The sequence below is a fragment of the Ensifer sp. 22460 genome (assembly GCF_052044935.1).
In the GTDB taxonomy this organism is placed as follows: Bacteria; Pseudomonadota; Alphaproteobacteria; order Rhizobiales; family Rhizobiaceae; genus Ensifer.
Window position 1 is genome coordinate 15,521 of sequence record NZ_JBQENZ010000019.1, and the last position, 23,651, is coordinate 39,171.

Annotated in this window: 21 protein-coding genes and 1 pseudogene; 6 read left to right on the forward strand and 16 right to left on the reverse strand. The window is 62.3% G+C overall.

The genetic code is table 11. The features are described from left to right. Positions 1 to 23 precede the first annotated feature (23 nt). Positions 24 to 608, reverse strand: a complete 585-nt coding sequence (locus ACTJKM_RS22300; protein WP_058328956.1) for a tyrosine phosphatase family protein — start codon at positions 606 to 608, stop codon at positions 24 to 26. Between the two features lie 618 nt (positions 609 to 1,226). Between ACTJKM_RS22300 and ACTJKM_RS22305 the strand changes: the two genes are divergently transcribed. Together ACTJKM_RS22305 and ACTJKM_RS22310 are read left to right on the forward strand one after the other, a co-directional pair. Next, a complete protein-coding gene (locus ACTJKM_RS22305; RefSeq protein WP_063893413.1) occupies positions 1,227 to 3,794 on the forward strand; it encodes an SH3 domain-containing protein in 2,568 nt (855 codons plus the stop codon). 384 nt (positions 3,795 to 4,178) lie between these two features. Further along, on the forward strand, positions 4,179 to 4,604 hold the full coding sequence (locus ACTJKM_RS22310; RefSeq protein WP_057249384.1) for a plastocyanin/azurin family copper-binding protein: 426 nt from the start codon (positions 4,179 to 4,181) through the stop codon (positions 4,602 to 4,604). A 137-nt stretch (positions 4,605 to 4,741) separates the two neighbouring features. On the opposite strand, the gene ACTJKM_RS22315 is transcribed toward ACTJKM_RS22310, so the two are convergent. From ACTJKM_RS22315 to ACTJKM_RS22370, 12 genes and pseudogenes are all read right to left on the reverse strand, one after another. Beyond that, complete coding sequence (locus tag ACTJKM_RS22315) at positions 4,742 to 5,548, reverse strand: ABC transporter ATP-binding protein (protein ID WP_058328954.1); 807 nt, start codon at positions 5,546 to 5,548, stop codon at positions 4,742 to 4,744. After that, on the reverse strand, positions 5,545 to 6,498 hold the full coding sequence (locus tag ACTJKM_RS22320) for an ABC transporter ATP-binding protein (RefSeq protein WP_440660937.1): 954 nt from the start codon (positions 6,496 to 6,498) through the stop codon (positions 5,545 to 5,547). Before ACTJKM_RS22320 ends, ACTJKM_RS22315 begins: the two co-directional genes overlap by 4 nt. Then, on the reverse strand, positions 6,485 to 7,324 hold the full coding sequence (locus ACTJKM_RS22325) for an ABC transporter permease (RefSeq protein WP_058328952.1): 840 nt from the start codon (positions 7,322 to 7,324) through the stop codon (positions 6,485 to 6,487). The genes ACTJKM_RS22320 and ACTJKM_RS22325 overlap by 14 nt, the downstream gene beginning before the upstream one ends. Beyond that, complete coding sequence (locus ACTJKM_RS22330) at positions 7,321 to 8,343, reverse strand: ABC transporter permease (RefSeq protein WP_440660939.1); 1,023 nt, start codon at positions 8,341 to 8,343, stop codon at positions 7,321 to 7,323. Before ACTJKM_RS22330 ends, ACTJKM_RS22325 begins: the two co-directional genes overlap by 4 nt. A 16-nt stretch (positions 8,344 to 8,359) precedes the next feature. Further along, entirely contained in the window at positions 8,360 to 9,925 is a 1,566-nt protein-coding gene (locus tag ACTJKM_RS22335) for an ABC transporter substrate-binding protein (protein WP_440660941.1), read from the reverse strand. Between the two features lie 36 nt (positions 9,926 to 9,961). After that, the gene (locus ACTJKM_RS22340; RefSeq protein ID WP_440660942.1) at positions 9,962 to 11,083 is read right to left on the reverse strand and encodes a DUF917 domain-containing protein; all 1,122 of its coding nucleotides are present in this window, start codon (positions 11,081 to 11,083) and stop codon (positions 9,962 to 9,964) included. After that, positions 11,080 to 12,624, reverse strand: coding sequence for a hydantoinase/oxoprolinase N-terminal domain-containing protein (locus tag ACTJKM_RS22345; RefSeq protein ID WP_440660943.1), 1,545 nt, complete (start codon positions 12,622 to 12,624; stop codon positions 11,080 to 11,082). Before ACTJKM_RS22345 ends, ACTJKM_RS22340 begins: the two co-directional genes overlap by 4 nt. Positions 12,625 to 12,627: 3 nt before the next feature. Further along, positions 12,628 to 13,131, reverse strand: coding sequence for an Lrp/AsnC family transcriptional regulator (locus tag ACTJKM_RS22350; protein ID WP_162764751.1), 504 nt, complete (start codon positions 13,129 to 13,131; stop codon positions 12,628 to 12,630). Between the two features lie 564 nt (positions 13,132 to 13,695). Further along, the gene (locus ACTJKM_RS22355) at positions 13,696 to 14,046 is read right to left on the reverse strand and encodes a ribbon-helix-helix domain-containing protein (protein WP_057249375.1); all 351 of its coding nucleotides are present in this window, start codon (positions 14,044 to 14,046) and stop codon (positions 13,696 to 13,698) included. Between the two features lie 24 nt (positions 14,047 to 14,070). Continuing rightward, positions 14,071 to 14,667, reverse strand: a complete 597-nt coding sequence (locus ACTJKM_RS22360; RefSeq protein WP_058321348.1) for a DJ-1/PfpI family protein — start codon at positions 14,665 to 14,667, stop codon at positions 14,071 to 14,073. Between the two features lie 310 nt (positions 14,668 to 14,977). Next, positions 14,978 to 15,411 (reverse strand): annotated as a pseudogene (locus ACTJKM_RS22365) (ParB-like protein); the annotation flags it as partial. Beyond that, positions 15,408 to 17,063, reverse strand: coding sequence for a SulP family inorganic anion transporter (locus ACTJKM_RS22370; protein ID WP_440660945.1), 1,656 nt, complete (start codon positions 17,061 to 17,063; stop codon positions 15,408 to 15,410). The gene ACTJKM_RS22370 and the pseudogene ACTJKM_RS22365, both read right to left, overlap by 4 nt. A 116-nt stretch (positions 17,064 to 17,179) precedes the next feature. Between ACTJKM_RS22370 and ACTJKM_RS22375 the strand changes: the two genes are divergently transcribed. Further along, positions 17,180 to 17,674 carry an NUDIX hydrolase gene (locus ACTJKM_RS22375; protein ID WP_440660947.1) on the forward strand — a complete coding sequence of 165 codons (495 nt, stop codon included), beginning with the start codon at positions 17,180 to 17,182 and terminating at the stop codon, positions 17,672 to 17,674. 43 nt (positions 17,675 to 17,717) lie between these two features. Here ACTJKM_RS22375 and ACTJKM_RS22380 read toward each other — a convergent pair whose 3' ends face one another. From ACTJKM_RS22380 to ACTJKM_RS22390, 3 genes are all read right to left on the reverse strand, one after another. Continuing rightward, positions 17,718 to 18,092: a hypothetical protein gene (locus tag ACTJKM_RS22380; RefSeq protein WP_440660948.1), complete on the reverse strand. Its 375-nt coding sequence runs from the start codon at positions 18,090 to 18,092 to the stop codon at positions 17,718 to 17,720. Positions 18,093 to 18,260: 168 nt separating this feature from the next. Further along, the gene (locus ACTJKM_RS22385) at positions 18,261 to 19,130 is read right to left on the reverse strand and encodes a DMT family transporter (RefSeq protein ID WP_113399518.1); all 870 of its coding nucleotides are present in this window, start codon (positions 19,128 to 19,130) and stop codon (positions 18,261 to 18,263) included. Between the two features lie 146 nt (positions 19,131 to 19,276). Beyond that, the gene (locus tag ACTJKM_RS22390) at positions 19,277 to 20,398 is read right to left on the reverse strand and encodes an NAD(P)-binding domain-containing protein (RefSeq protein WP_440660950.1); all 1,122 of its coding nucleotides are present in this window, start codon (positions 20,396 to 20,398) and stop codon (positions 19,277 to 19,279) included. A gap of 386 nt (positions 20,399 to 20,784) precedes the next feature. Between ACTJKM_RS22390 and ACTJKM_RS22395 the strand changes: the two genes are divergently transcribed. Genes ACTJKM_RS22395 through ACTJKM_RS22405 form a run of 3 tightly spaced genes read left to right on the forward strand, consistent with a single transcriptional unit; the run spans position 20,785 to position 23,637 of the window. Then, positions 20,785 to 21,336, forward strand: a complete 552-nt coding sequence (locus tag ACTJKM_RS22395) for a MaoC family dehydratase (protein WP_113513988.1) — start codon at positions 20,785 to 20,787, stop codon at positions 21,334 to 21,336. A gap of 7 nt (positions 21,337 to 21,343) precedes the next feature. Next, positions 21,344 to 22,504 carry a CaiB/BaiF CoA transferase family protein gene (locus tag ACTJKM_RS22400; RefSeq protein ID WP_113513986.1) on the forward strand — a complete coding sequence of 387 codons (1,161 nt, stop codon included), beginning with the start codon at positions 21,344 to 21,346 and terminating at the stop codon, positions 22,502 to 22,504. Then, positions 22,501 to 23,637: an extracellular solute-binding protein gene (locus ACTJKM_RS22405; protein WP_440660951.1), complete on the forward strand. Its 1,137-nt coding sequence runs from the start codon at positions 22,501 to 22,503 to the stop codon at positions 23,635 to 23,637. Before ACTJKM_RS22400 ends, ACTJKM_RS22405 begins: the two co-directional genes overlap by 4 nt. The last annotated feature ends 14 nt before the right edge of the window (positions 23,638 to 23,651 follow it).

Genomic DNA, 23,651 nt, shown 5'->3' on the forward strand with positions numbered 1-23,651 from the left:
GAGACCGGGTGCGCCTTAGGCGGTCAGTCGTGGATGGCCATCTGCAATTCGGCATCGCGGCCGAGTGTCGTCATCCATTCGGTGAACTCGGGGCGGCTCTTGATCTGCCGACCATAGTGGCGGCCAAGCGCCGCAGTGAGGTCACCCCGGCGACCGAGCTGCTCGTCGGCAAAGCCAATCATCTGGGAATTCGGCCACGCTTGCGGGCGTATGGCGGCAAGGCGGGCAAAGAGGCTTTCGCCGGGCTCATCCGGGTTTGCCTGCGCCATGAGGGTCAGCATGGCTGCCGTCGAGCGCGATACGCCCATATGGCAATGAACCAGTACATGGCTCGCGGCTTCCCGATCCTGCCGTATCAGGAAATCTGTACCGAAGCGAAGAATGGCCTCCACGTGGTCCGGGCGGGGCATCACCCGGTTCGGTGCCGCCGCAATGATATCGTGGAAACGCAGCGTCGTGCGGTGGTGTTCGCCATAGGCGCCGAAAGCTTCCAGTTCCGGGAGTTCCGGATCGACGATCGACAGAACGTGGGTCACGTTTCGGCTGCTCTGCCCCGGAAGCTCCTCGATGCCGCAAACGGTCAGCACCGGAGAAAAGGTCGTTTCCATGTTCACTATCCTTGCATCAGTTTCATAAAGCATCTGCCTCGCATTTGCGCGCGAGCAGGGTAAAAAAGCACGTCGAGCATCATACATCTGGGTGCCGCAGATCGGTACGATGAGGAGTGGATCGACAAGCGGCAGGCGTTGAGAATGACGTTTTCATCGGTGGGAGGCGACGACGAAGCCGCCGGGAGAGATGGAAACTATACGTGCGCCGGCCTTCTTGGCAATCTCGATATTCGAACACAGGATAACTCTTGCGGCCCGAAAAGGAGAGCACGAAAAGCACGCCCTTTCCCGTCAGGCGGGGGTACCGAAACCATCTGCAAGATTGGACATTCACGATACCGGAAGATGCCGTTCTCCAGCCGCTCCACCAACCGGGGGGCGCCGCGATGGGGTCTGCTCTACGGGCAACAGAGAAGGCATCGTTCAACGCGCGGTTTAATTAGAAGTTGGCCGCATTGCCAGTTGCACTCGTCATCGAATGTGCAATGATTTCCGAATTAAACGACGCCGAATAGCTGCGATCTCGAGACGCCTTTGCGCGACGATCCGTGCCTAGTGCAACTTTCAGCCAACAGGACTTGAACACACCGTACACACCAATGAAGGAATGTGATCATGCGTAGAATTCTTGCCTACCTCACGGTCGCTTCGTTCTTCTCGACCTCTGCATTTGCGGACCCCGCCGTCCTGACGGCAAATGTGAATTTCAGGGTAGGCCCGGGCACTGGATTTGACGCGATACGCGTCATTCCCCAGGGAGAGGAAGTCGATATCAAGGAGTGTGATTCGGAAGCCAGCTGGTGTGCCGTGAGTTATTCCGGCGCAAATGGGTTCGTTGCGGGCAAATATCTCAACCAGTCTGACGCCACCGCGCCTGCCTGGCCAAGGGTGTTCAACACCGACAAGGGCGCGACGATCACGCTCTTTCAGCCGCAGATAACATCCTGGAAGGATTTCAAGGTGCTCGAGGCTCTTGTCGCCACCGAACTCAAATCGGCGGCAGACGCGAAGCCGGTCTACGGGATCATCGGGCTTTCGGCCAAGACCGTCGCTGACGATGCATCTGAAAACGTCACTCTGACGGATGTTCGCACCACGCGGCTCGAGTTCTCTGCGCTCGACCGCCAGCAACTTGCCGATCTCGCGCTCGATATCGGCAAGCTTGTTCCTACCGATCCGATCGTCGTGTCACAGCAGCGACTGGCCGCGAGCCTTGCGGATTTTGAGCGTCTCGCAGACGTTCCGGATATCAAGGCCGACCCGCCGCCGATCTTTGAGAGCGAGGCGCCAGCGATCCTGTTGCAGACGGATGGCAAGGCGGTTACGGCCCCGGTCAAGGGCGTTGAGGGCCTATCGTTCGTGGTCAACACGAATTGGGACCTGTTTAAAGTCGAACAATCAGGCGATTACTATCTGCGAAGCGACAAGAACTGGCTCACCTCGAAGACATTGGAGACCAGCTGGGTTGAGGCAGAAACGGTTCCGGATCTGTTTTCCAAACTGCCGGACATCGAGAACTGGAAAGGGGTAAAGGCCTCCCTTCCGCCAACGCGCTTCAACGAGAACGAGATCCCGAAGGTTTACTATTCGGAGAAGCCAGCGGAGCTCTTGATCTTTGACGGAAAGCCGGTCCTGGAACCGGTGACGGGCACAGGGCTAGATTGGGTTTCCAATACGACCAGCTCGGTCTTTTTCCATAGGGCTAGCAAGAACTGGTACACCCTTCTCTCCGGCAGGTGGTTCTCATCAGCCTCGCTCGAAGGACCCTGGAGTTTTGCCACTCCCGATCTGCCGGAAGATTTCGTGAATCTACCCGACGACGCGCCCTACTCAGCCGTGCGTGCTTCGATCCCCGGCACCTCCGAAAGCGCAATGGCGCGTCTGAGGGCGAGCATTCCGAAGCTTGCGCGGGTTTCGACCGATGGTTCATTGAAGGTGGACGTACGCTACAATGGAGAGCCGAAGTTCGAGCCGATCGAAGGCACGTCCCTGTTTTATGCCGTCAACGCAAACGAGCAGGTCATCAAGGTCGCGGACAAGTATTTCGTCCTCAAGGATGGCATCTGGTTCGTCGGCGATACGCCGACCGGGCCCTTTGCCGTTGCGCGCGCGGTTGCCGATGAGATCTACGGCATTCCATCGTCGTCTCCGGTCTATAACGCCACCTATGTCCGCGTTTACGACACGGAACCGGACGCCGTCTGGTACGGCTACACCCTCGGCTATCTCTATACCTATCTCGCCTGGGACACGGTCGTCTGGGGCTCAGGTTGGTACTATCCACCCTATTGGGACTATTACGATGACGATTGGCCCTATTATCCGCCTCCGATCAGCTATGGGTTTGGCGCCTCATACAACCCGGCCTACGGAACCTTCGGCCGCTATGGCTATGCCTACGGTCCCGAGAGGGGTTTGGCATTTGGCGCGGCTTATAATCCCGTCACCGGGACCCGGTTCCGCGCCGGTGCTGCGGCAGGACCTGGCGGCGAACGGGGCTTCATCTCCGCCTACAATCCAAGGACCGGCAACGCCATGGTCGCGCGCGGCGGGCAGAATGTCTACGGTTCCTGGGGCAGCGTTGCCGTCAAGCACGGCGGAGAATTCGCGCGTATCAGCGGCGGAACAACAGGCAGTGCCGGCGGTCTGCGCTGGCGCAACACGGAAGGCAACAAAGGCTTCATCGTCGGCAGCAAGGGTGGTGACGTCTATGCCGGTCGCGACGGCAGCGTCTATCGTCGCCAGGACGGGCAGTGGCAGAAGCACACGCCGGATGGCTGGCAACCGGTTCAGCGGCCGGACGGAGAGAACCTGCGAGATGCCGGTCAGCGTGTAGCATCCAATCGACCTCAAGCCGCCCAACGTATTCAGAACCGGGTCGAGACAAGGCCCGCACCACGCCGCAACCAGCAGGCTCGTCAGCGGGCGCCGGACCATCTTTCCTTGGATCGCGCCGGACGACAGTTCGGCAACCAGAATGAACTGAGCCGCAACTATGGCCGGCTCTATCAGGAGTCCGGCCGCAACTTCCAAAGCTTTGACCGTGGCGGCGGCTATCGCGGCGGCGGTTTTCAGGGCGGCAGCCGCGGCGGGTTCCACGGTGGTGGCGGTCGGGGCGGTGGGGCGGCCTTCCGTGGTGGTGGCGGCGGTGGAGGACGTGGCGGCGGCGGCCGGGGCCGCTGAACGCGCGGATTGATCTGGCGAAAGCCGCATCGGGAGACTTTTCGCCAAAGCACGGCCGGCGGAGGCCACACCCTGTCCATCGGCTCGTCCGACTGTACTGGAGGAGGCTGCTGATGGCGGCCTCCAACCAAGCGATGGCGTGTCGAGCCGGTTCCGTCCGCAAAACCCTGGCGCCGTCACAATGCAGCTGCAGGACAGCCGATGGACAGGGTGTGTCGCCTAGAACGGCGTCGGGGCCGCACGGCATTGCCGATCGGTTCCGCTCATTGCGCCGAGGCTGAACGCACGATCGCGTCCTGACCAAGGAAGAGCCCACCGGTCAGCAAGGTCTCGCGTCATGGCGCAAATCGCCGATAAACGGCAGCAAAAAAAGGGAAACTTAAAATGCGGTTCACCCGAAACAAGCTAGCAGTGCTTACTTTCATCTGTCTGACGTCGCCTGCATTTGCCGGCACGACCGTCAAAGTTGTCGAGAGCGGCGAGGCTGGCGGTTCGATGACCCTCACACTGGATCAATCGACCATCAAGGCCGGCGAGACGACGTTTATGGTCCACAACGACGCAATGACAGAAGAGCACGAGATGGTGTTGATCAAGCTGAAATCGGCCGACCAGAAGATCGATGTCGTCGCGGCCAAGCACCGCGTCAACGAAAAGCAGCTGAAAAGCCTTGGCGAGGTGTCCGACCTGAAACCGGGTGCCGATGGCCAGATGAAGGCCAAGCTCACGCCAGGGTCCTATGTACTGCTCTGCAATATCAAGGGACACTTCGAAGCCGGCATGCATGCGATGCTGACGGTCACGAAGTAGCCCGCCTCTGACGCCGAGACGACCAATTGCACCGGCGGTCATCGCATGGCCGCCGGTTGCGCAGTGAGATTGGGCATGGCAGTTCAGTCGTTGCCTATGCAGACCACTGAAAACGAAAGCGAGGCAGGCGCTTGGCGTCAGCCGGGAGCCAGTTCGTGCTCGACAAGCTTTTCGCGGCGCCCGTAGGAAAGCAGTTCGCGCGTATAGGGATCGGCTGGAGCGCCGATCACCTCTTTCGTTCTGCCGAATTCGATGACGTCGCCGTGCCGCATGACCAGAAGCGCGTCGGAGACATGTGCGACGACCTTCAGATTATGGGTTACGAAGAGCATCGACAGCCCGCGGCTTTCCTTCAGATCCGAAAGGAGATTGAGGATCTGTGCCTGCACCGAGACGTCGAGCGCCGATGTCGGCTCGTCGAGAATGAGGAGGCTCGGCTCCAGCGCCAGTGCGCGGGCGATCGCCACGCGCTGGGCCTGACCACCGGAGAGTTCGCTTGCGCGTCGGTCGAGAAAATCGGCCGGCAGCCCGCAGTCGCAGAGCAGGCCCGCGATCTTCTTCCGCATGGCCGCGTCGTGTCGGCCGCCTTGCGCCAGGATCGGCTCGGCAAGGATATCGGCGATCGTCAATCTCGGGCTCAACGAGAGGAAGGGGTTTTGCAGCACGACGCCGATCTTCTGGCGTTCCCGGCGCAACGCGCTGCCCCGCAGCGCCAGCCAGTCCTGGCCGTCGAGCCGGATCTGCCCGCTTTCCACCGGAAGGAGCCGAAGGATGGCGCGCAGGAGACTTGTCTTGCCAGAGCCGCTTTCGCCGACGATGCCGAGGGTCTCGCCCTTGGCAAGGCGGAAGCTTGCGCCGTTGACTGCGGGTTTTGGGCGCGCAGCGAAGAGACCGGCGCGGTAGCGGATCACGAGATTGTCGATGTCCAGTATCGGCGTGGTCATGCAGCATCCTCCGGCAGGTGGCATAGCCAGCGATGCGCAGCACGGCTGCGCTCCGGCGGTGGCGTGACTGCGCACTCATGGAGCGCCTGGGGACAGCGCGTGGCAAAGGCACAGCCGGCAATTGCCGAGCGCGGCGGCGGGATGGAGCCCTCGATGGCCGCAAGCCGTGCTCCGAGCGGTGCAGCGTCGGGGAGTGCGGCGAGCAGGGCACGGGTGTAGGGGTGCCCGGGATTTTGCAACACGGCATCGAGCGGGCCGGTCTCGACGGAGCGGCCTGCGTAGAGCACGGTTGCACGATCGCAGGCCTCGGCGATGACGTCCATGTCGTGGGTGATCATCAAAACGGTGAGGCCGCGCTCGGTCACCAGCTTGCGCAGAAGCGCCAGAACTTGGGCGCCGACCGAGACGTCGAGCGCTGTGGTCGGCTCGTCGGCGATCAGGAAGTCCGCGCCGGTCGCCAGCGCCTGGGCGATGACCACGCGCTGCTGCATGCCGCCGGAAAGCTGGTGCGGATAGCTGCGGAGCACTCTTTCAGGATCAGACAGTCCCGTTGAGGCCAGCAGATCGATCGCCTCCGCGCGCCTCGCCCGATGCGGCAGGTCGCGATGGGCGCGGATCACATCGTCCATCTGCGTGGCGATGCTGAGAACCGGATTGAGGGCGGCGGCAGGATCCTGGGCGATCATGCCGATACGCCGGCCACGCAGGCGCGCCGCATGCTCCCGAAGATCCTCGCCGTCAAAATGGAACCGGTCGGCAACGATGCGGGCACCCTTCGGAGCCAGGCCAAGTGCCGCCATCCCGGTCATGGTCTTGCCGCAGCCGGATTCGCCGATGACGCCGTGGATCTCGCCGCGCTCGATCTCGAGGCTGACCGCACGCACCGCGTGAACGTCGCCTTCTGATGTCGGGATGCTGACCGACAGGTTGCGGATATCAAGCAGAGGCACGAGCAGTCCCTCCCTTGCGCTCTCGCAGCGCATCGCCGAGCACGCTGAAGGCGAGCGCGATGACGAAGATGGTGAGGCCCGGCATCGCCGAATACCACCAGCGCGCGGGGAAGAACTTTCGACCGGCATCGACCATCTGGCCCCAGTCGGCGGTCGGCGGCAACACGCCCAGGCCAAGGAAGGAGAGGGCAGCCGCGGTAAGAAGTGCCGGCCCGACATCGAGAGCAGCCTGCACGGTCAGCGGCCTGCCTGTCGCCGGCAGGATGTGGCGGAGGATGATGCGCCAATGCGAGACGCCGGAGAGTTGCGCCGCCTCCACATAGGGCTGACCACGCAGCACCAGCACCTCCGCGCGGGCCAGTCGCGCATACCAGGGCCACCAGGTGACAGCGACGGCGATGACGCTGTTCAGAAAGCCCGGTCCGAGGGCGGCGGCCATCAGCACCGCTAGCAATAGTGCAGGGAAGGCAAGGAAGACGTCGGTGCCGCGCATCAGCGCCTCGTCGACCCAACCGCCGAAGTAGCCGGCGGCAAGACCGATCGGCAGGCCGATGAGCAGCGAGAAGGCGACGATTAGCATACCATTCGTCAGCGACACCCGGGTGCCGTAAGCAATGCGGCTCAGAATATCCCGGCCAAGATGGTCTGTACCCAGCCAGTAGTCTGCGGAGGGCGGCGAGAGCTTGGCGACAACATTCGGTCCGCCGGCCCCCTGCACGGGATAAGGCGCGATCCACGGCGCGAAGAGCGCGACGAGCACGAAGAGAAGGACGATGGCAAGGGCGAGGGTGCCAGGCCAGCCGAGGCGTTGGAGGAGCTTTTTCATGACAGCGCCACCCGCGGGTCGACAAGGGCCTGGGTGATATCGATCAGCAGGTTCATCACCACGTAGCAGATGGTGACAACCATGGTGACGGCGGCGATGACCGGAAAGTCCTTGGCGAGGATCGCGTCGGAGACGTAACGGCCGAGACCCGGCCAGGCGAAAATGATCTCGACGAGCACCGCGCCGGTCAGGGCATAGGCAAAGGAGAGACCGATCACTGTCAGCGCCGGCCCCATGGCGTTCGGCAGCGCGTGACCAAATAGGATGCGCGGTTCGGAAAGGCCGAGCGCGCGGGCCGCAACGATATGGCGGCGCTCAAGGATTTCGATCATGGCCGAGCGTGTCAGCCGCATGGCGACGCCTGCAGGATAGGAGGCGAGCGTCAACGCCGGCAGGATCAGATGCGTCAGGGCATCGCCGAATGCGTCGAGGCGGCCGGCGATGAGCGCGTCGATCAAGTTGAAACCGGTCACCATCGGCAGCGGCGCGGAGATCGCGATCTCTCTGGAAAGTCGGCCGGAGAGCGGGAGGATACCAAGCCATTGCGCAAAGATGAGCTGCAGGATCATGGCCAGGAAAAAGGTCGGCATCGCGACGGCCGCGATAGAACCGAAACTGCAGAACCGGTCCGCCCAACCGTCTTGCCGCGCCGCGGCGATGACGCCGAGCGGGATACCGATCAGGAGCGCAAGGCCGGTCGAAAATATGGCAAGCTCCAGGGTGGCCGGAAGATAGGCCCTGAGATCCTCCGCGATGAGGCGTCTGGACTTGTAGGAGATGCCGAAATCGGCGGACGCCATAGCGCCGGCGAAAGTCGCGAAACGGGCCGGAAGAGGCGCGTCGAGATTAAGCTCCTGGCGCGCCTTCTCGATTTGCTCGGCCGTGGGACGCGGGCCCGCATAGAGCGCTGCGGGGTCCGACGGTACGACCTGTGCCACCACGAAGACCAGGAAGGTCACGCCGACCAATACGAAGGCGGAGAGAAACGTACGGCGCAGGATGTAGCGTAGAAGTTCCATCAGACCCCCCGCGTGCCTACCGGCTCAGATCGTTGACAAAGGCGATGTGCCCGTAGGCCGGATTATCGGCATAGCCCTTGATGTCCGCACGGATGATGTGGACGTTCGGCTGGTCAAGCATGAAGATGGCTGCCGCGTCCTCGATGATCTTGCGCTGCGCCTCGACGAACAGCGCCTCGGCGCGCGGGCGGTCCGTGCCCGAGAGCTTGGCCGCTTCATCGATCTTGGCGTCCACCTCGGGGTTGGAATAGTAGCCGAGATTGAAATTCGGCTTCTCTTCACTGTGGAACAGGTTGAAGAGGTAGTCATAGGGGGTGACGAAGGTCGGCCACCAGAACATAACGAAAATGTCCTGCGCCGCTTCGGGGTTCGATTTGCCGAGCTGCCACTGCGCTTCCCATGCCATCGGCTGGAGTTTCAGCGTGATGCCGAGCGTCTCCAGGTTGGCCTTCCAGAGTTCGCCTGCGACCGCCTCGATCGCCTGGGATGTGGAGTAGGTCATGACCAGTTCCAGACCCGGTTCGATGCCTTCTTCGGCAAGCAGGGCCTTGGCTGCTTCCAGATCAGTTTTCGGTATCGGCGCATTGGCGTCATGGCCCCAGATGCCGGCCGGCACAACACCCTTGGCACGCGTGCCGAAGCCGCTCGTGCCCGCGGCGATCACGTCGTCATAGGGAAAGGCGAGCGACAGGGCCTGACGCACCTTGACCTTGTCGAGTGGCGCACGCTTGACGTTGTAGAGGCCGAACAGCGTTTCGAAGGAAGGATTGACGACCACGTTGAGATCGGCATTGGACTTCAACGCCTCGAGATTTTCGTAGGGGAGGCTGTAGGTCCAGTCGGCCTGGCCGCTCTCGATCATGTTCTGAGCGAGCGTCGCATCCTCGACGATCTCGAACGAGATCGTCTGGAAGGCGCCATCCGGCACCTTGCCCCAATAGCCTTCGACCCGGTCGAGAACGGCGCGCTGACCGGGCTCGTAACGCGAAATCTTGAACGCTCCGGTCCCTGCATCGTTGCCGGCATTGAACCAGGAAGCTTTCTTGTCATGCGCAGAAGGCGCGTAGATCCAGGCGGCAAAGCCGGCTGATGCGATGAGGTCCAATGGCTGCGGTTCGGAAAGCACGAAGACTACCTTCAGCGGTTCCGGCGTTTCGATGGACGAAACCGGGCCCCAGATGAAGGACGCACCGCCGCCGATTTTCTTGGTCCGCTCGATCGAGCCCTTGACCGCCTGTGAGGTCAGCGGGCTGCCGTCATGGAACTTCACGCCATCACGCAGGGTGAAGGTCCAGGTCTTGCCGTCTGCGCTCACGTCCCAGGAGGTGGCAAGCAGAGGCTCGATTTTGGCTTCGGCCTTGTCGGTCGCGGGAATGTAGCGCGTCAGCCCTTCGTAGACATTGGCAAGCACCGCGCCGTCGTTGGAAAAGGAGGTGGCGGGGTCGAGATCCGGAAAGCTCGTCGGATAGGCGAGCGTGAAGATGCTGCTCGTGCCCTCAGCCATGGCAAAATTCCAATGCGACGCGGCGGCTGTGGCGAGAGCAGTGAGGGCGGCGGTTTTCAAGAAATTGCGGCGGTTCATGTCGGGCTCCCAATCGAGTTCTGGAGGGGCGGACGCTTAGGCGTCTTCTTTGTAGTGGGGTACGGCAGGCGCATCCGCAGACACGCCCATCGGCACGAAGTCGAAATCGTAACCAAAGGCACGCGGGCCGACGGAGGCGAGCGCGATTTCGCTGCGCAGCAGAACCGGGGCAGGCATGGACAACACGTCGATGCGCAGGCCGTAGCGCAGCTCTTCCGTGCCGATCGCCCGACCGGTCTCTGAATCCACGATGCAGATCAGGTCCGGCACCATGGTGATGATCTCTTCGCCTTCACGCGCGATCAGATATTCGTTCTGGATGTCGACCGTCAGTGTGCGCCCCGCGTCCGCATCCAGGCCCGCAACGGTGAGCTTGCCGCGGGTGAAGCCCGCCATAACGCGGCGGCTGATATCGGTCACCTTGCCACGCATCAACCGCACACCACCGGATTGCTTCAAGATGGCCTCGACCGGATCCTCCTTGGCCGCGCGCGCGTTCATGACAGCATCCCCGAGGCTCCAGGCCTGGCTGGTGGTGTGGGGCACGCCGAAACGGCGGACGAATTCACCGGACATCGGCGCCGTCGTCATCAGTGCCGTGCATCCCATGGCAATGGTGCTGGCGCGCAGCAGCTTCTCCAGCATCTTCGGCGTCGTCGCGTCGGTGACGACGAGCACATTGCCGTCCGCATCGGCAAGGGCCGCGGGCTGCACCGCCTGGCCGTGGATGAAGAAAGTCGTCATCTGCACTTCCGGGAAAGCGCGACCCATGCCGTCCGCATCGACGACAGGCAGATCGACCATCGCCGCCGTCAGCATCGGCGCGATGCCGTTACCACCACCGACTTCGTCACCGAGCAGTGCATCGACCTTGCGGCCCAGATGTCGTTCGAGCGCGTTCAATAGCCGGACGCCCTCACTGCCTTCCGCGATCTTCTCGATACCCACGGTCGGGGCACCGATGCCGCCGATACCGAGAATCTGGGCATCCGGTGCCATGTCGGCCGGCCGCACCATGCGAATGCGCTTGCCTTCGCGCAAAAGCGCCTTGGCACGCAGCAGGCCATGATAGGTGCTACCGCCGCCGCCGGTTCCCAGAATGCCGCAGCCGATGGCGATGCGATCGATATCCGCTTCGCTGAGCGTCCAGTACTTCATGCCCGCAACTCCCCAATCACTTTCGCGGCGACGCGAACGGCATTGCCGGGCAGGTAAGCCAGCGGCGTTTCTTCGATTTCGGCAAGGGTGGTCGTATCGGCATCTGCGCCGGCCTCGACGGCGCGCGCCCGAGCCTCCGCGACAATGGATTCCAGTGCGATTTCCCGCGTGGTGCCTTCGAGCGAAACCACGCTGTCCACCTCGCCGGAGACCTGCGCGATTGCCGCACCGATTGCGTTGGCCGAACCGAAATGATCAGGCTTGAGTGAAACGGATGTTCCCTCCAGCAGCCCCTCGACCAGCACCGAGCCGCCGCCGACGAGAATGGCGGGGATCGGATCGGCGCTCGGCTTCATGCGGTCCAGCACCGTTTCGATGCTGGCTTTCATCTGCGCTAGCATCATGTGCGCCAGTTCCGCCGTGATGTGGCTGAGGCGGCTGCGGTCGCCGAGGTCGACGAGGCCGGCAGCGACGGCGATATCGGTTGCCGTCAGCGTGTCGCCGCCGAAGCAGAGAGCCTTTTCCGGCAGCCGAAAACCGACCGAATCCGGACCGATCGTCGAAGCCGGACCGGGGCGTACGATGCTGCCGCCGCCAAGGCCGAAGGAGTAGACATCCGGCACGCGGAAATTGGTCGGCACGCCGCCGATCATCGCGCCTTCGCTGCGGGTGCGCGGAAAGCCGGCGACCAGCATGCCGATATCCGTGGTGGTGCCGCCGATATCGATCACGGCCGCGTCGGAGAGCCCGGTGAGGAAGGCCGCGCCGCGCATGGAGTTGGTCGGTCCCGACGCGATCGTGAAGACTGGATACCGCTCGGCGAACTCGGCTGCCATCAGCGTTCCGTCGTTCTGTGTGAGGAAAAGCGGGCAGGTGAGGCCGAGAGCGGCAAAAGCCGAGCGGAAGGCGCCGACCGTTTCGCGTCCGAGCGTGTGGAGGCTCGCATTGAGGATCGCGGCGTTTTCGCGGGGCAGGAGGCCGGTGCGGCCGACGCGGTGCGACAGGCTGATTGCCGCGCCCGGCATTTCTTCTGCGACGATTTCCGCCGCGTCGTTTTCCATTTTCGGGTCGACCAGGGCGAAGACCGAGCAGATCGCGACGGCGGAGATGCCACGCGCCCGCCAATCGCGGCACGCCGCGCGGATCGCCACATCGTCGAGCGGCGCAATCTCCGAGCCATCGTAATTGACGCCACCGCCAACCAGGGCGGCACCACCGTCGACGACGGGGCGAAGCGTGTCCGGCCAATCGATCATTGGCGGCAGCGAGCGCGTCGCCGCGCCGCAAAGTCGGAGAACGCCAACCTTTTCAAGGTGCCGGCCCTCGACGATGGCGTTGAGGAAGTGCGTGGTGCCGATCATCACCGCATTGACCGCGCCGGCAGAAACGCCTGCTTCGGCCAGGACCGTGCGGATTGCTGCGCTGACGCCCGATGTCACGTCCGCGGTGGTCGAGGATTTTACCGTGGCCAGGACCTCGGCGCCGCGCAGCAGCGCTGCGTCCGTATTGGTTCCGCCGACATCCACTCCGATACGAAGCATGGTCTATCCCTTTTTCTTGCCGCCGAGATCCGTACCGCGGCTAATTGCGGTCGTCCTCGTGCCAAATACCTTGTAGAGGCGCAGCACGACCGAGCTCGTGACGCGCTTGACGCCGGGCAGTTTGCCCAGTTCCTGATCGATGAATTCGAGCAAAGCCGCATGGTCGGAGACGAAGAGCGAAGCGCTGAGGTTCGCCGTACCGCTCGTGGCGGCGAGGTAGCCGATCTCGTCATACTCGGCGAGCAGGATGGCGACGTCTTCCTGTTTGCCGGGCTCGACTTCGATCAAAAGCTCGACCTGGACATCGCGTCCGAGCGCCACCGGATCTGGAATGGCGCCGATGACGATCATTTTGGCCTGGAGCAATCCGGCAATGCGGTTGCGGATCGTGCGTTCCGAGACGCTGCCGATCCGGCCGGCGATCTCGGCCGCCGAAAGGCGTCCGTCTTCGGAGAGATAACGGATAATCTCGCGGTCCAGATCATCGACGAGGTAGCGTTGGGTCATCACCGTTTCCATTTCGGCCTTGATGACCGGAGTAAATTTCCGAAACGGAACTGCGTCAAGAGTATTTCAGTCGGCTAAGGTAATTCTTGTCGAAAATTTCCTGTTTCAGGCAATGAGTCTTCTGGAAGTTGCCGAATCGGAAACGGCGCCGGGATGGCGAGCAGTCGATACGGCTGATCGGGGCAGCATGGCTGAATTCCGCTTGGCGTGGGCTGTGCTCGGGGTCTGTAGCGAAAACGTGCGGAAGTTCGGGCGGAATGCTTCCGTATCGATATGACGGGAACCGAGTGTGGCCGTGGAGGCTGTTCCCTTCTGCGGGCGCTCGGCCGACAGATGGCTCTGCCGGTCGCTGCACGCGGGGACCCGGCACTATCGGCGGCGTCACCATTGCCCAGGCCGAGCGGCTGCAAGCGAAGGTCTAAATGACGACCGCCTGCAGCGCCGCAGCCATCCTGACATTCGCAACGGGAACGCTTCCGAACCGCAATACCCTCAGCCGCTTCAGGCGAGCCGGCCGAGGGTGCGGTGGTTCTTGCCGGCCCTCAACCGTCGAGGGCCGCTGCCTTAGTGGTATTTTTCCTGCTCGCGAACGAGGATCGCCGGAGCGTTCAGCCCGGCGATCGGTTGTTTGACATCCGTCGGAATGTCCCCGGTCAGTTGAAGGTCGAGATAGCGCGCGCAACAGACCCTCAGAAACGAAGTGAAGTTCCCAAGATCGTGGCCGGCATCGATGGACTCATGATGCAGCTTGGTTATCAACTGCGTGACGTTCATGCGATCGCGATGGGCGATCTCCTCGAGCTTCGACCAGAAGAAGTTCTCCAGCCGAACGCTTGTCACCATGCCATCGATGCGTAGCGAACGCGTTGTGCTTTCCCAGAGCCTTGCGTCCGCCTTAATGAACAACTCGCACATCACGACCCTCCCTTTTCCGCTTCCTCAGGCGGCGTCCGTTTGTAGCAGGGCGGAGGCGTCGAGCACAGCCATGAACTGCCGCAGCCACGAAGGATGCGCCGGCCATGCGGGGGCGGTGACGAGATTGCCGTCCGAGACCGCGTCATCGATCGCGATATCGGCATAAATGCCGCCGGCGAGTTCGACTTCCGGGCGGCAGGCGGGATAGGCAGAGCATGTGCGCCCCTTCAGCACGCCGGCTGCGGCAAGAAGCTGCGCGCCGTGGCAGATGGCCGCCACCGGCTTTCCGGCCTCGAAGAAATGCTGCACAGCCTTGATGACATCGGGGTTAAGGCGCAGATACTCGGGCGCCCGGCCGCCGGGTATGACGAGCGCGTCGTAGTCGTCGGCGCGAATGCTGGAGAAGGTAGCGTTGAGCGCGAAGTTGTGGCCGCGCTTTTCGGAATAGGTCTGGTCGCCTTCGAAGTCATGGATGGCGGTCGCGACCGTCTCTCCGGCCTTCTTGCCGGGGCAGGCGGCATGGACGGTATAGCCGCAGGCAAGCAGCGTCTGAAACGGGACCATCGTTTCATAGTCTTCGGTGAAGTCACCGGTGATCATCAGAATTTTCGAAGCTGTCATCTGTTCCTCCCAAAACCAATGGGAGGAGCTTAGCAGTGCAGGTACGCCTGCAGGTACTAACGGAATACTACAACGAAAATTCCGGTCGGCTCGGCTGACGCCGGATAGTGGAGCTTCCGCCCCAAAAATCCCGTCAGTCCGAGACACCGCACCAGCCCGGCAGAAAACTGGCGGACCTGTCATGCGCAAGGCTGAGCCCGTCACGCAAAGCCTTGTCTATGTCGCTGGCGATCAGCTTCGCGTCGACGCGCGATCGGAGGAGGTTCGCCCACATGAACTCGCTGTAGGGGGTGATATCCTTGGCGTAGCCGCCCGCTCGGCGAAGCGCACCCGCCAGTGACCGGTAGGGGTCGTCGACGAGGCCGGCTATGGTCTTTGGAAGGTCCCGATGGGGTCGGCGCAGACCTTCGGCATCGAAGGGATACATCCAGTGGCGATGGTCCATGACCGACCCTTCATCCTTGCCGAGATGGCTGAGGTCAAACACGATGCTGGTCGGCACATGTGCGACGCCCTCCTCGTAAAGGGCGCGCACGAGGTGATGGTGGTCGACCAGATAGGCCCGCTCCTTCGGGCCCAGAACGGCACCATATGACGGCCGAGATATTCCGGGCCGTGTTTCTTTGCATTCCTTCGCCATTCCTGGCGTTTGTCGGCGACTTCGAGGAGGCCAACGGTGATCTGGGTCGGACGAAGGTCGGCAATCTCGACCGGTTGCAATTGCGGCTCATAGACGGTCGTCATTGAACGGCTCCGGGCAAGGGGGTGGTGGACCCTGGTTGAGACACGGCGGCGACGGCATCATCGACACTGTAGCTGAGATAGGAAAGAAGCGCGGGAGCTGCCAGCGCGATCAGGTCGCGTACACGGTCATGGACACGTGCGTATTGCACGCGCTTGTTCTGCGCCCGGACGAGCGTGTCGAATTCGAGCAGCGCGTCGAGGGCGGTGCTGTCGAGATCGAAGCTTTCCTCGAGGCTGACGATGATGGCGCGCGCCGTCTGGTCCCGGCCGATCCTCGCTGCCGTTTCGGTGAGGATGGCATCCGCATTGGCAAAGAAAAGTGGCTGGGCGGGTCGCCATATCGAGATCCCCGGAATTGTCTCAGCATCGGAGTGGCGGGCGATGTCGACGAAGTCGTGCCCCTGACCGAGGCGGCCAAGGGTGGCAACGTAGGGAGTGGCAAGCCTGTGCAGCAGAACGGCCAGGGAGAGCGCGACCGCAATCGTGATGCCGTTTACGACGCCGAAGGCGATAACCCCCACTGCCGCAGCGAGCGCAATGACGACGTCATGCTTCAGCTTCCACAATCGCAAAAGCGGGCGCGGATCGAGGGCGTGCGCCAGCGCGACGATGACGACCGCCGCCAAAGCCGGTTCGGGCAGGCTCTCCACCAGGCCAGCGCCGACGATGACCAGGACGGCAAGACCGATCGCGGCGATGAACGCCGTCATTCGACTTTCAGCACCGGCCGCCTCGGCGGCGGACCCGGCCGAAAAGCCAGCGCCGACGGGCATGCCTTGCGCGACGGCGCTGGCCACATTCGCGGCGCCGAGCGCCAGCAGTTCGCGATTGGCCGTCACAGTTTCCCCATGGCGCAGCGATAGCGAACGGATGGTGCCCCAGGACTCGGCAAAGAGAATGAGGACGAGCGGAAGCGTGTATGGCACCAGTTGCCTGAGCTGGCTCCATTGAACGAGCGACCACGACGGCCAGGTCAACGCTACGGACAGCGGGCCGACGACCCCCACGCCATGGCTTGGCAGGTCCAGCAGTCTCGAAGCCGATATACCGGCACAGAGCACCAGGAAGGCGCCGGGCAGAAACGGCACGCGGCGCAAGAGCAGGAGGGCGGCCAGGGCCACAAGACCGACCGTGATGCTCGCGGCATTCCACTGTGGGAATGCCGCGAGAAGCGCGGCGACCTGATGGATGATGTCCGTGGTCGGTACGTCAACACCGGTGACGGCGGGCAATTGTCTTATGATGATGGTGATCGCCAAACCCAAAGCGAAGCCGCGGAGCACAGGGCGGGAGATGAAGCCGGCGAGGTTCCCAAGCCGCAGCAGCGACGCCGTGACAAACAGAACGCCCGTCAGTGCCACGATCACGGTCACGAGCGCCATCTTGTCGGTCATCGAGCCGGGCAGTGTCGCCATCGTGGCCGCAAGAATGGCAGCGGAAGATGACGTCGGAGACACGATGGCGAAACGGCTTCTGCCGAAGATGGAATAGGTCAGGCAGCCGACAATGGCAGCGACCACCGCGTGTTGTGGCGCGATGCCGGCAATGCCCGCATAGGCGACAGCTTCGGGCAGCATCAGTCCGGCGACGGAGAGGCCAGCAATCCAGTTCCTGTTGCCCACCCTTGTTCCGACCTTTCTCCTCGTGGCCATGCCTACACTGTCTCCGCCGTTTCATTTTGCAATCGCTCATTGCGAGACGGGGCGTCACATATCTGTCATAAATGCAAACAAGATTCTCGCTGCAATCCATCGAAACCGAGAGAGAAATGTCCGAGCAATTGTCGCTGGCATGCGCAACGTTGCCACAAAACTCTGCTCGTTCAATGACATGTGTCCAGCAGGCTGGAGCGATCTGTTTTCGGGTGTCCGCAGACGGCCCCCCTGAAGTGCTGCTCGTCACCAGCCGCCGCAACGGCCGCTGGGGAATACCAAAGGGTCGCATAGAGACAGGGGAGACGGCGTGCGCCGCCGCCGCGCGCGAAGCGATGGAAGAGGCTGGCGTCAGGGGCCGGGTATCGAGCGATGCCATCGGCTCGTTCGTCTACACCAAGGATAGCAGCGACCTCAGCTATCACCTCAACGTGCATTTGCTCGAAGTCCAGGAAGTTTTAGGGGATTTCCCCGAGAGGCAGAGCAGGAGACTGCAATGGACTGCGCTCGAAGCCGCGATCGAGGAAGTCTCGCAGCCAAAGCTTCGTGAGCTGCTGCTCCTGTTTGCGGAAAATGGGCTGCGTGTCGGGGTTGAGCTCGAGACGCAGTAGTTCTGTCAGCGTCGGCCGAGCCTTGGCCGGCCGTCAAGCGAACTCAGTTTGCAGTTTTCCCTCTTTGCAGCAGAACCTGCATCTCCTGAAATCGTCTCTTGCGCTCGGGATCGTCCTCATCGGCGGCGTAACAGATGCGTGAAACGCAGAAGCGCAGGATTTTTGTCGGCGCCTTCGCATTGTCGAACTCGCAGTCGAAGGTGTCCGTCATATCTGACTTCTTTGTGTCGGCTCTTTCGGAATATTTAAAGCGTGCTCCGGGCGGTGCAATCTCGGGAAAGGACTGGACCACCCCGACGTTGAGCGTGTCGACCAGGAAGAAATTCTTGGCGACCGCCATGCAGGTCGTCTCCAGGCCGGGGCTTTGCGCATATGCGGGGCCCGCCGCGATACACAGAACTGGGAGAAGCCATTTCATCGCATACTCCATCCGCGGAAAAACCTTGCGATCCGATCGGCTGCTCCGACAACACGCGAAGGTGGAAATTGTTCCGTCGCGTGGCGATCAGGATGTTGGTGCGGTCGTGAAGCGAGATCCTGCTGGCTCAATTGATCGCAAAGCGCGCAGTTTCAGATACCGTATCGGCTATGAGCGCTTGGCCAACTGGTGTTCGCGCCAGATCGTGAAAAGGCCCGCGCCGACCACGATCAGGGCGCCGATGATCATGTTGTGGGTGATCGTTTCGCCAAACAACAGGACGGCAAACATCACGTTAAGAACCAGCTGAAAATAGGTGACGGGCTGAACTTCCGCGGCAGGCAGCAGCCCGTAGGCCCGGATAAGGAAGTAGTGGCTGAGCGTGCCGCAGACGCAAAGGGCTGCCAATGCGAACCAATCGGTGGGGACGACTTCGGTCCAGTAGAACGGGCCGATCAGCGAAATCGCCAGTGCCCCGACCACACCCGCATAAAAGAGGCTCGTTACCGCTGAATCCTCGCGACTTACTGCGCGCGTGGCGATGCTGTAGAGCGCGAACAGTACGGAGGCGACAAGCGGCAGAAGCAGCGACATGTCGAAATGAACGTCCACTGGGTTGATGATCACCAGCACGCCGACAAGACCAACCACCACCGCGGCCCCGCGCCGCCATCCGACCACCTCTCCGAGAAGAGGTATCGACAGAATGGTGATGATCAGTGGCGTTGCCTGGAAGATCGACTGGCTCATGGCGAGCCCGGCGTGGACATAGGAAAAGACGATGACGACGATCTCTGCGACCAGCAGAAGGCCGCGAACAACCTGCAGCCAGGGATGTCTTGTTTGAACGGACCGGCGAATGCCCCCGGGAGACGACGCGGCAAAAGCAAACACGAAGAGGGCGAATGCCCAGAAACGGATCATCGTTATGAAGAGCGCCGGATAGCGATCACCCAGATACTTGGTTATCGCATCCTGGCCAGCGAAGATGCAGATGGCGAGGAACGCAAACAAATAGCCGCGGGTCTTGGGGCTCATCACACTAAAAACTCAGAATCGTTGACCATTTGATTAGCATAGACTTTTCGGGAGCGCTCGAACCAAAGCTCACGATACGGGTGCATTGGCGCGCGAAGTCGGATTGCCTGACCCATCGCTGGGCGGTCGGAGCAGTCCCGGCCGGATCAGATCAGACCGAGATGGGTGGCCAGTTCCCGTGCTGCTGCGCCGCCCGCCCTGTTCGCTCCAATCGTGGAGGCCGAGGGGCCGTAGCCAACCAGATGGATGCGTGGGTCCTTTTCGACCCGCGTCGCCAGGCGTCCGCCCATGACGATGCCGCCATCGTCCTCGCGCAGCTGCAGCGGAGCGAGATGGTCGAGTGAGCTGCGAAAGCCCGTCGCCCAGAGAATGACGTCAGCCGTCTGTTCCGTTCCATCCGGCCAGCGCACGCCATGAGGAAGGATTTCGCTGAAGACCGGCAGCCGTTTCAGTGCCCCGCGTTTTGCGGCGGCCCGCAGGGCCGGGGTCCAGGGAATGCCCGTGACCGACACCACCGAGCCCGGCACCAGCCCATTGCGTACCCTTTCTTCTACGGCGGCGACCGCGGCGCGGCCGTCTTCCGGCGTGAAGGGCCGCTCACGAAACTGTGGCTCGCTACGCGTGACCCACGTCGTCGTCGTTACTTGCGAGATTTCGTCGAGGTGCTGCAGCGCAGAAATACCGCCGCCGACGACAATCACATGTTTGCCCGCAAAGGCGTCCGCCGTTTGATAGTCGCGGGAGTGAAGCTGCTGACCTTCGAACCGGTCGGCACCGGGATAGGCGGGAATGGAGGGGGTCTCCCATGTTCCCGTGGCGTTGATGAGCCCCTCGGCCGAAAAAGTTTCCCGGTCGGTCTCCACCCGAAGCCGCCCGAAACGTTCGCAGACCACCTTGACCGCGACCGGCCGATAGATCGGCAGCCGAAATTTCTCTTCGTAGGCGGCGTAGTAGCTGGGAACCGCGGTCGACGCCCGTGCTTCCGTTTCGCCAACGGGAACAACTTCCGCAAACTCCATGCCCGGCAAGTCGTGGAGACGGTTGACGGTGCTCAGTGTCAATGACGGCCAGCGATGCTGCCAGGCGCCGCCCGGTTTATCGTTCTTGTCGAGGACGATGAAATTCCGGCCCGGCTGGAGGCCAAGCTTCATCAGGTGATAGGCCGATGACAGCCCGGCTTGGCCAGCGCCGATCACCACAATGTTGACCTTGATCGCGGCGTGAAGCGCGGCATTCGTTGAGGCTGTGGATGGCATGGTGTCAGTCACTCTGGGACCTCGAAACGCGTAGCTCGGCCGCCGGCTGCAATGCGAAACTCAGCTCTTCTACGCATCCTTGTGATCGTAGGAAGCCGGACACGCAATGCGCTCGCGGCATCGTTTCGAGGAATCCCCCGCTCGGCAAGCCCATTGGAGAATTGCGCCCGCGGCGGTCGGAAATTGGGCCCGGAAGATTCGGCTCGTGGGGCGCAATCATCTCCACTGCACTCGGGATCGTGCAGTCCCCGTCGAAGACTTGAGCCCCTTGCAATGTTAATCCATATGTGAGTAAGCTATTCATATAAGAAGAAGTTGATCGCTGCCGCTGAGCACCACTGGCGTTCGATGGCGAAAATCAAGGTCGGACTTAGCTTTCGCTACGCAGGGGTCTGCTCATGCATGAATTTACGCCAACCGTCGGTGTTTCCTCGACGCATCCCACGGATATGCCGCAAGACCACGCCGCCCTGCCGGTCTGGAATGCGGAAAACTGGTTCTATGAAGATTGGCCCGTCGGCCAGCGCATCCGGTCTTTGCGCCGCACGATCGCCGAGGCGGACAGCCATCTCTTCAACACGCTGGTCGTCGACATCCACCCCTATGTTCAGGATCAGATGTTTGCCGAGCGCGACGGCATGTTCGGCAAGCGCCTCGTCGCTGGTGCGTTCGTTTTTTCAGCGGGCCTCGGGCTCGTGGCCACCAATTGCGTCAACGCCTTTTCCTACGGCTACGACAAGCTGCGTTTCATCAAGCCGGTCTTCATTGGCGACACGATCTACACGATCCGGACCAACATGGACAAAACCCCCCGCTACAAGGAGCTCGGGCTCATCCGAGCCAGCTACCAGGTGTTCAAGGGCGAGGGGGAACTGGTGCTCTACTGCGAGCACCTGCAGACGGTGAAGTACAAGAACCCCGCCGATTTCGTCGGCAAGACCGAGAAATAAGATACCGATGACCGAAACAAACGAACTGCCGCTCTCAGGCCTTGTCGTCGTCGACATGAGCCAGTTTCTCTCAGGTCCCTATTGTTCGCTGCGCCTCATGGATCTCGGCGCGCGCGTCATCAAGATCGAGCGCCCCGACGGCGGCGACCTGTCGCGCCGGCTCTATCTGAGCGACACAGAGATCGGCGGCGACTCGACGATCTTCCATGCCATCAACCGCGCCAAGGAGAGCCTGGCGATCGACCTCAAGAACGAGGCTGACGTTGCAGCCTTGAAGACGCTGCTCGCCAAGGCCGATGTGCTGATCCAGAACTTCCGCCCCGGCGTCATCCAGCGGCTCGGACTTGATTACGAGGCGGTCAAGGCGATCAACCCGCAGATTGTCTATGCCTCGATCAGCGGGTACGGCGAGGAGGGTCCCTGGGTGAAGCGGCCGGGGCAGGACCTGCTGGCGCAATCGCGCTCCGGCGTCATGTGGCTGAACGGCGACGAGGGCCAAGGGCCAGTGCCTTTCGGTCTGGCGATCGGCGACATGCTTGCCGGCGCCGCGGCAGCGCAAGGGATTCTTGCGGCCCTCGTTCGCCGCGGCATCAGCGGCAAAGGCAGTCTGATCGAAACCAGCCTGCTTGAGGCACTTGTCGACTTCCAGTTCGAGGTTCTGACGACTCATCTCAATGACGGCCGCCGGCTGCCAACGCGCTCCGGCTTTCGCAGCGCGCATGCCTATCTGTCGGCGCCCTATGGCGTCTATCCCGCCAAGGACGGTTATCTCGCCATCGCCATGACTCCGATCCCGAAGCTCGCGGATCTCCTCGAGATGCCCGAACTCGACGCCTATCGCGACGATCCGGCTTCATGGTTTTCCGAGCGCGACAGGATCAAGGCGCTGATCGCCAAGCGGATCGCCGAAAACACCATCGACCATTGGCTTGGCCTGCTTGAACCCGCAGACATCTGGTGCGCGCGGGTCCTCAACTGGAACGAACTGCTCGAAAGCGAAGGTTTCCGGGTGCTCGACATGCTGCAGACGGTCGTGCGCGAGGACGATGTCTCGATCCTCACCACGCGTTCGCCGCTCAGGGTCAACGGCAAGCGCGCCCAGGTGGATCGCGCCGCGCCACGCATCGGCGAGCACAGCGAAGCGATCCGAGAGGAGTTCGGCCTGTGAGCATCACGTTGAAGGGCATGACCTGGAGCCACCCGCGCGGCTACGATCCGATGATCGCGTGTTCGCGGCTGTGGCGGGAACGCACCGGCGTCACGGTCGAATGGGACAAGCGATCGCTGCAGGATTTCGAGACCTATCCGGTCGAGGAACTGGCGCGGGCTTATGACCTCATCGTCATCGACCATCCGCATGTCGGCCAGATCACCAAGGAGAAGTGTCTGGCGCCGCTCGATGTCGAAGAACGAGAGGCCGAACGGAAGGCACTGGCCGATGCTAGCGTCGGTCGCTCCTATCCGAGTTACACCTGGCAGGGCCGGCAATGGGCCTTCCCGATCGACGCGGCGACGCAGGTGCAGGCCTGGCGGCCAGATCGGGCGGAGCGTGTTGAGACCTGGTCTGAGATGCTGGTTCTGGCGAGTCAGGGAAAGGTTGCGTTGCCGATGCGCCCGCCGCATTCCCTGATGAGCTTCTATACGCTCTCGGCCAATCTCGGGAACCCGTGCCGCAGCGACGGTATCGGGCAGCTCATCGCTCCTGATGCGGGCACCGACGCCTTCGAGCGCCTGCGTGAATTGACGGATCTGATCGATCCCGCCTGTTTCTCGATGGATCCGATCGCCGTGCTGGAGGCTATGAGCCATCCGGGCTCCGGGTTTGTCTGCGCGCCGTTAATCTACGGCTATGTCAGCTATTCGATGCCGGGTTTTCGGCCGTCGCTTGTGAAGTTCGGCGACATACCGGTGGCCGGAAATACTGGCCCCGCCGGCTCCGCCCTCGGCGGAACCGGGATCGCGGTCTCGGCCTTCTCCCACTCGATCGATGCCGCGAGGGATTTTGCCTATTTCATCGCGAGCGGCGAGGTCCAGCGCGGCCCCTATGCCGCCGGCGGCGGGCAGCCCGGCCACGCGGCCGCCTGGGATGATGATGCCGTCAACGCCGCGACGTCGGACTTCTACCGCGCCACGCGCAAGACGCTGGAAACCGCCTGGGTTCGCCCAAGGCACGATGGCTACATGGCCTTCCAGCAGGCAGCTTCGGATCGGATCAATGACGGGCTCCTGCGCAAGGACGCGGCGCGAAAGGTCGTCGACGATCTCAATCGCCTATTTGGTGCGAGCTTTGCTCCCACGTGAGCAGCCGGCGACTG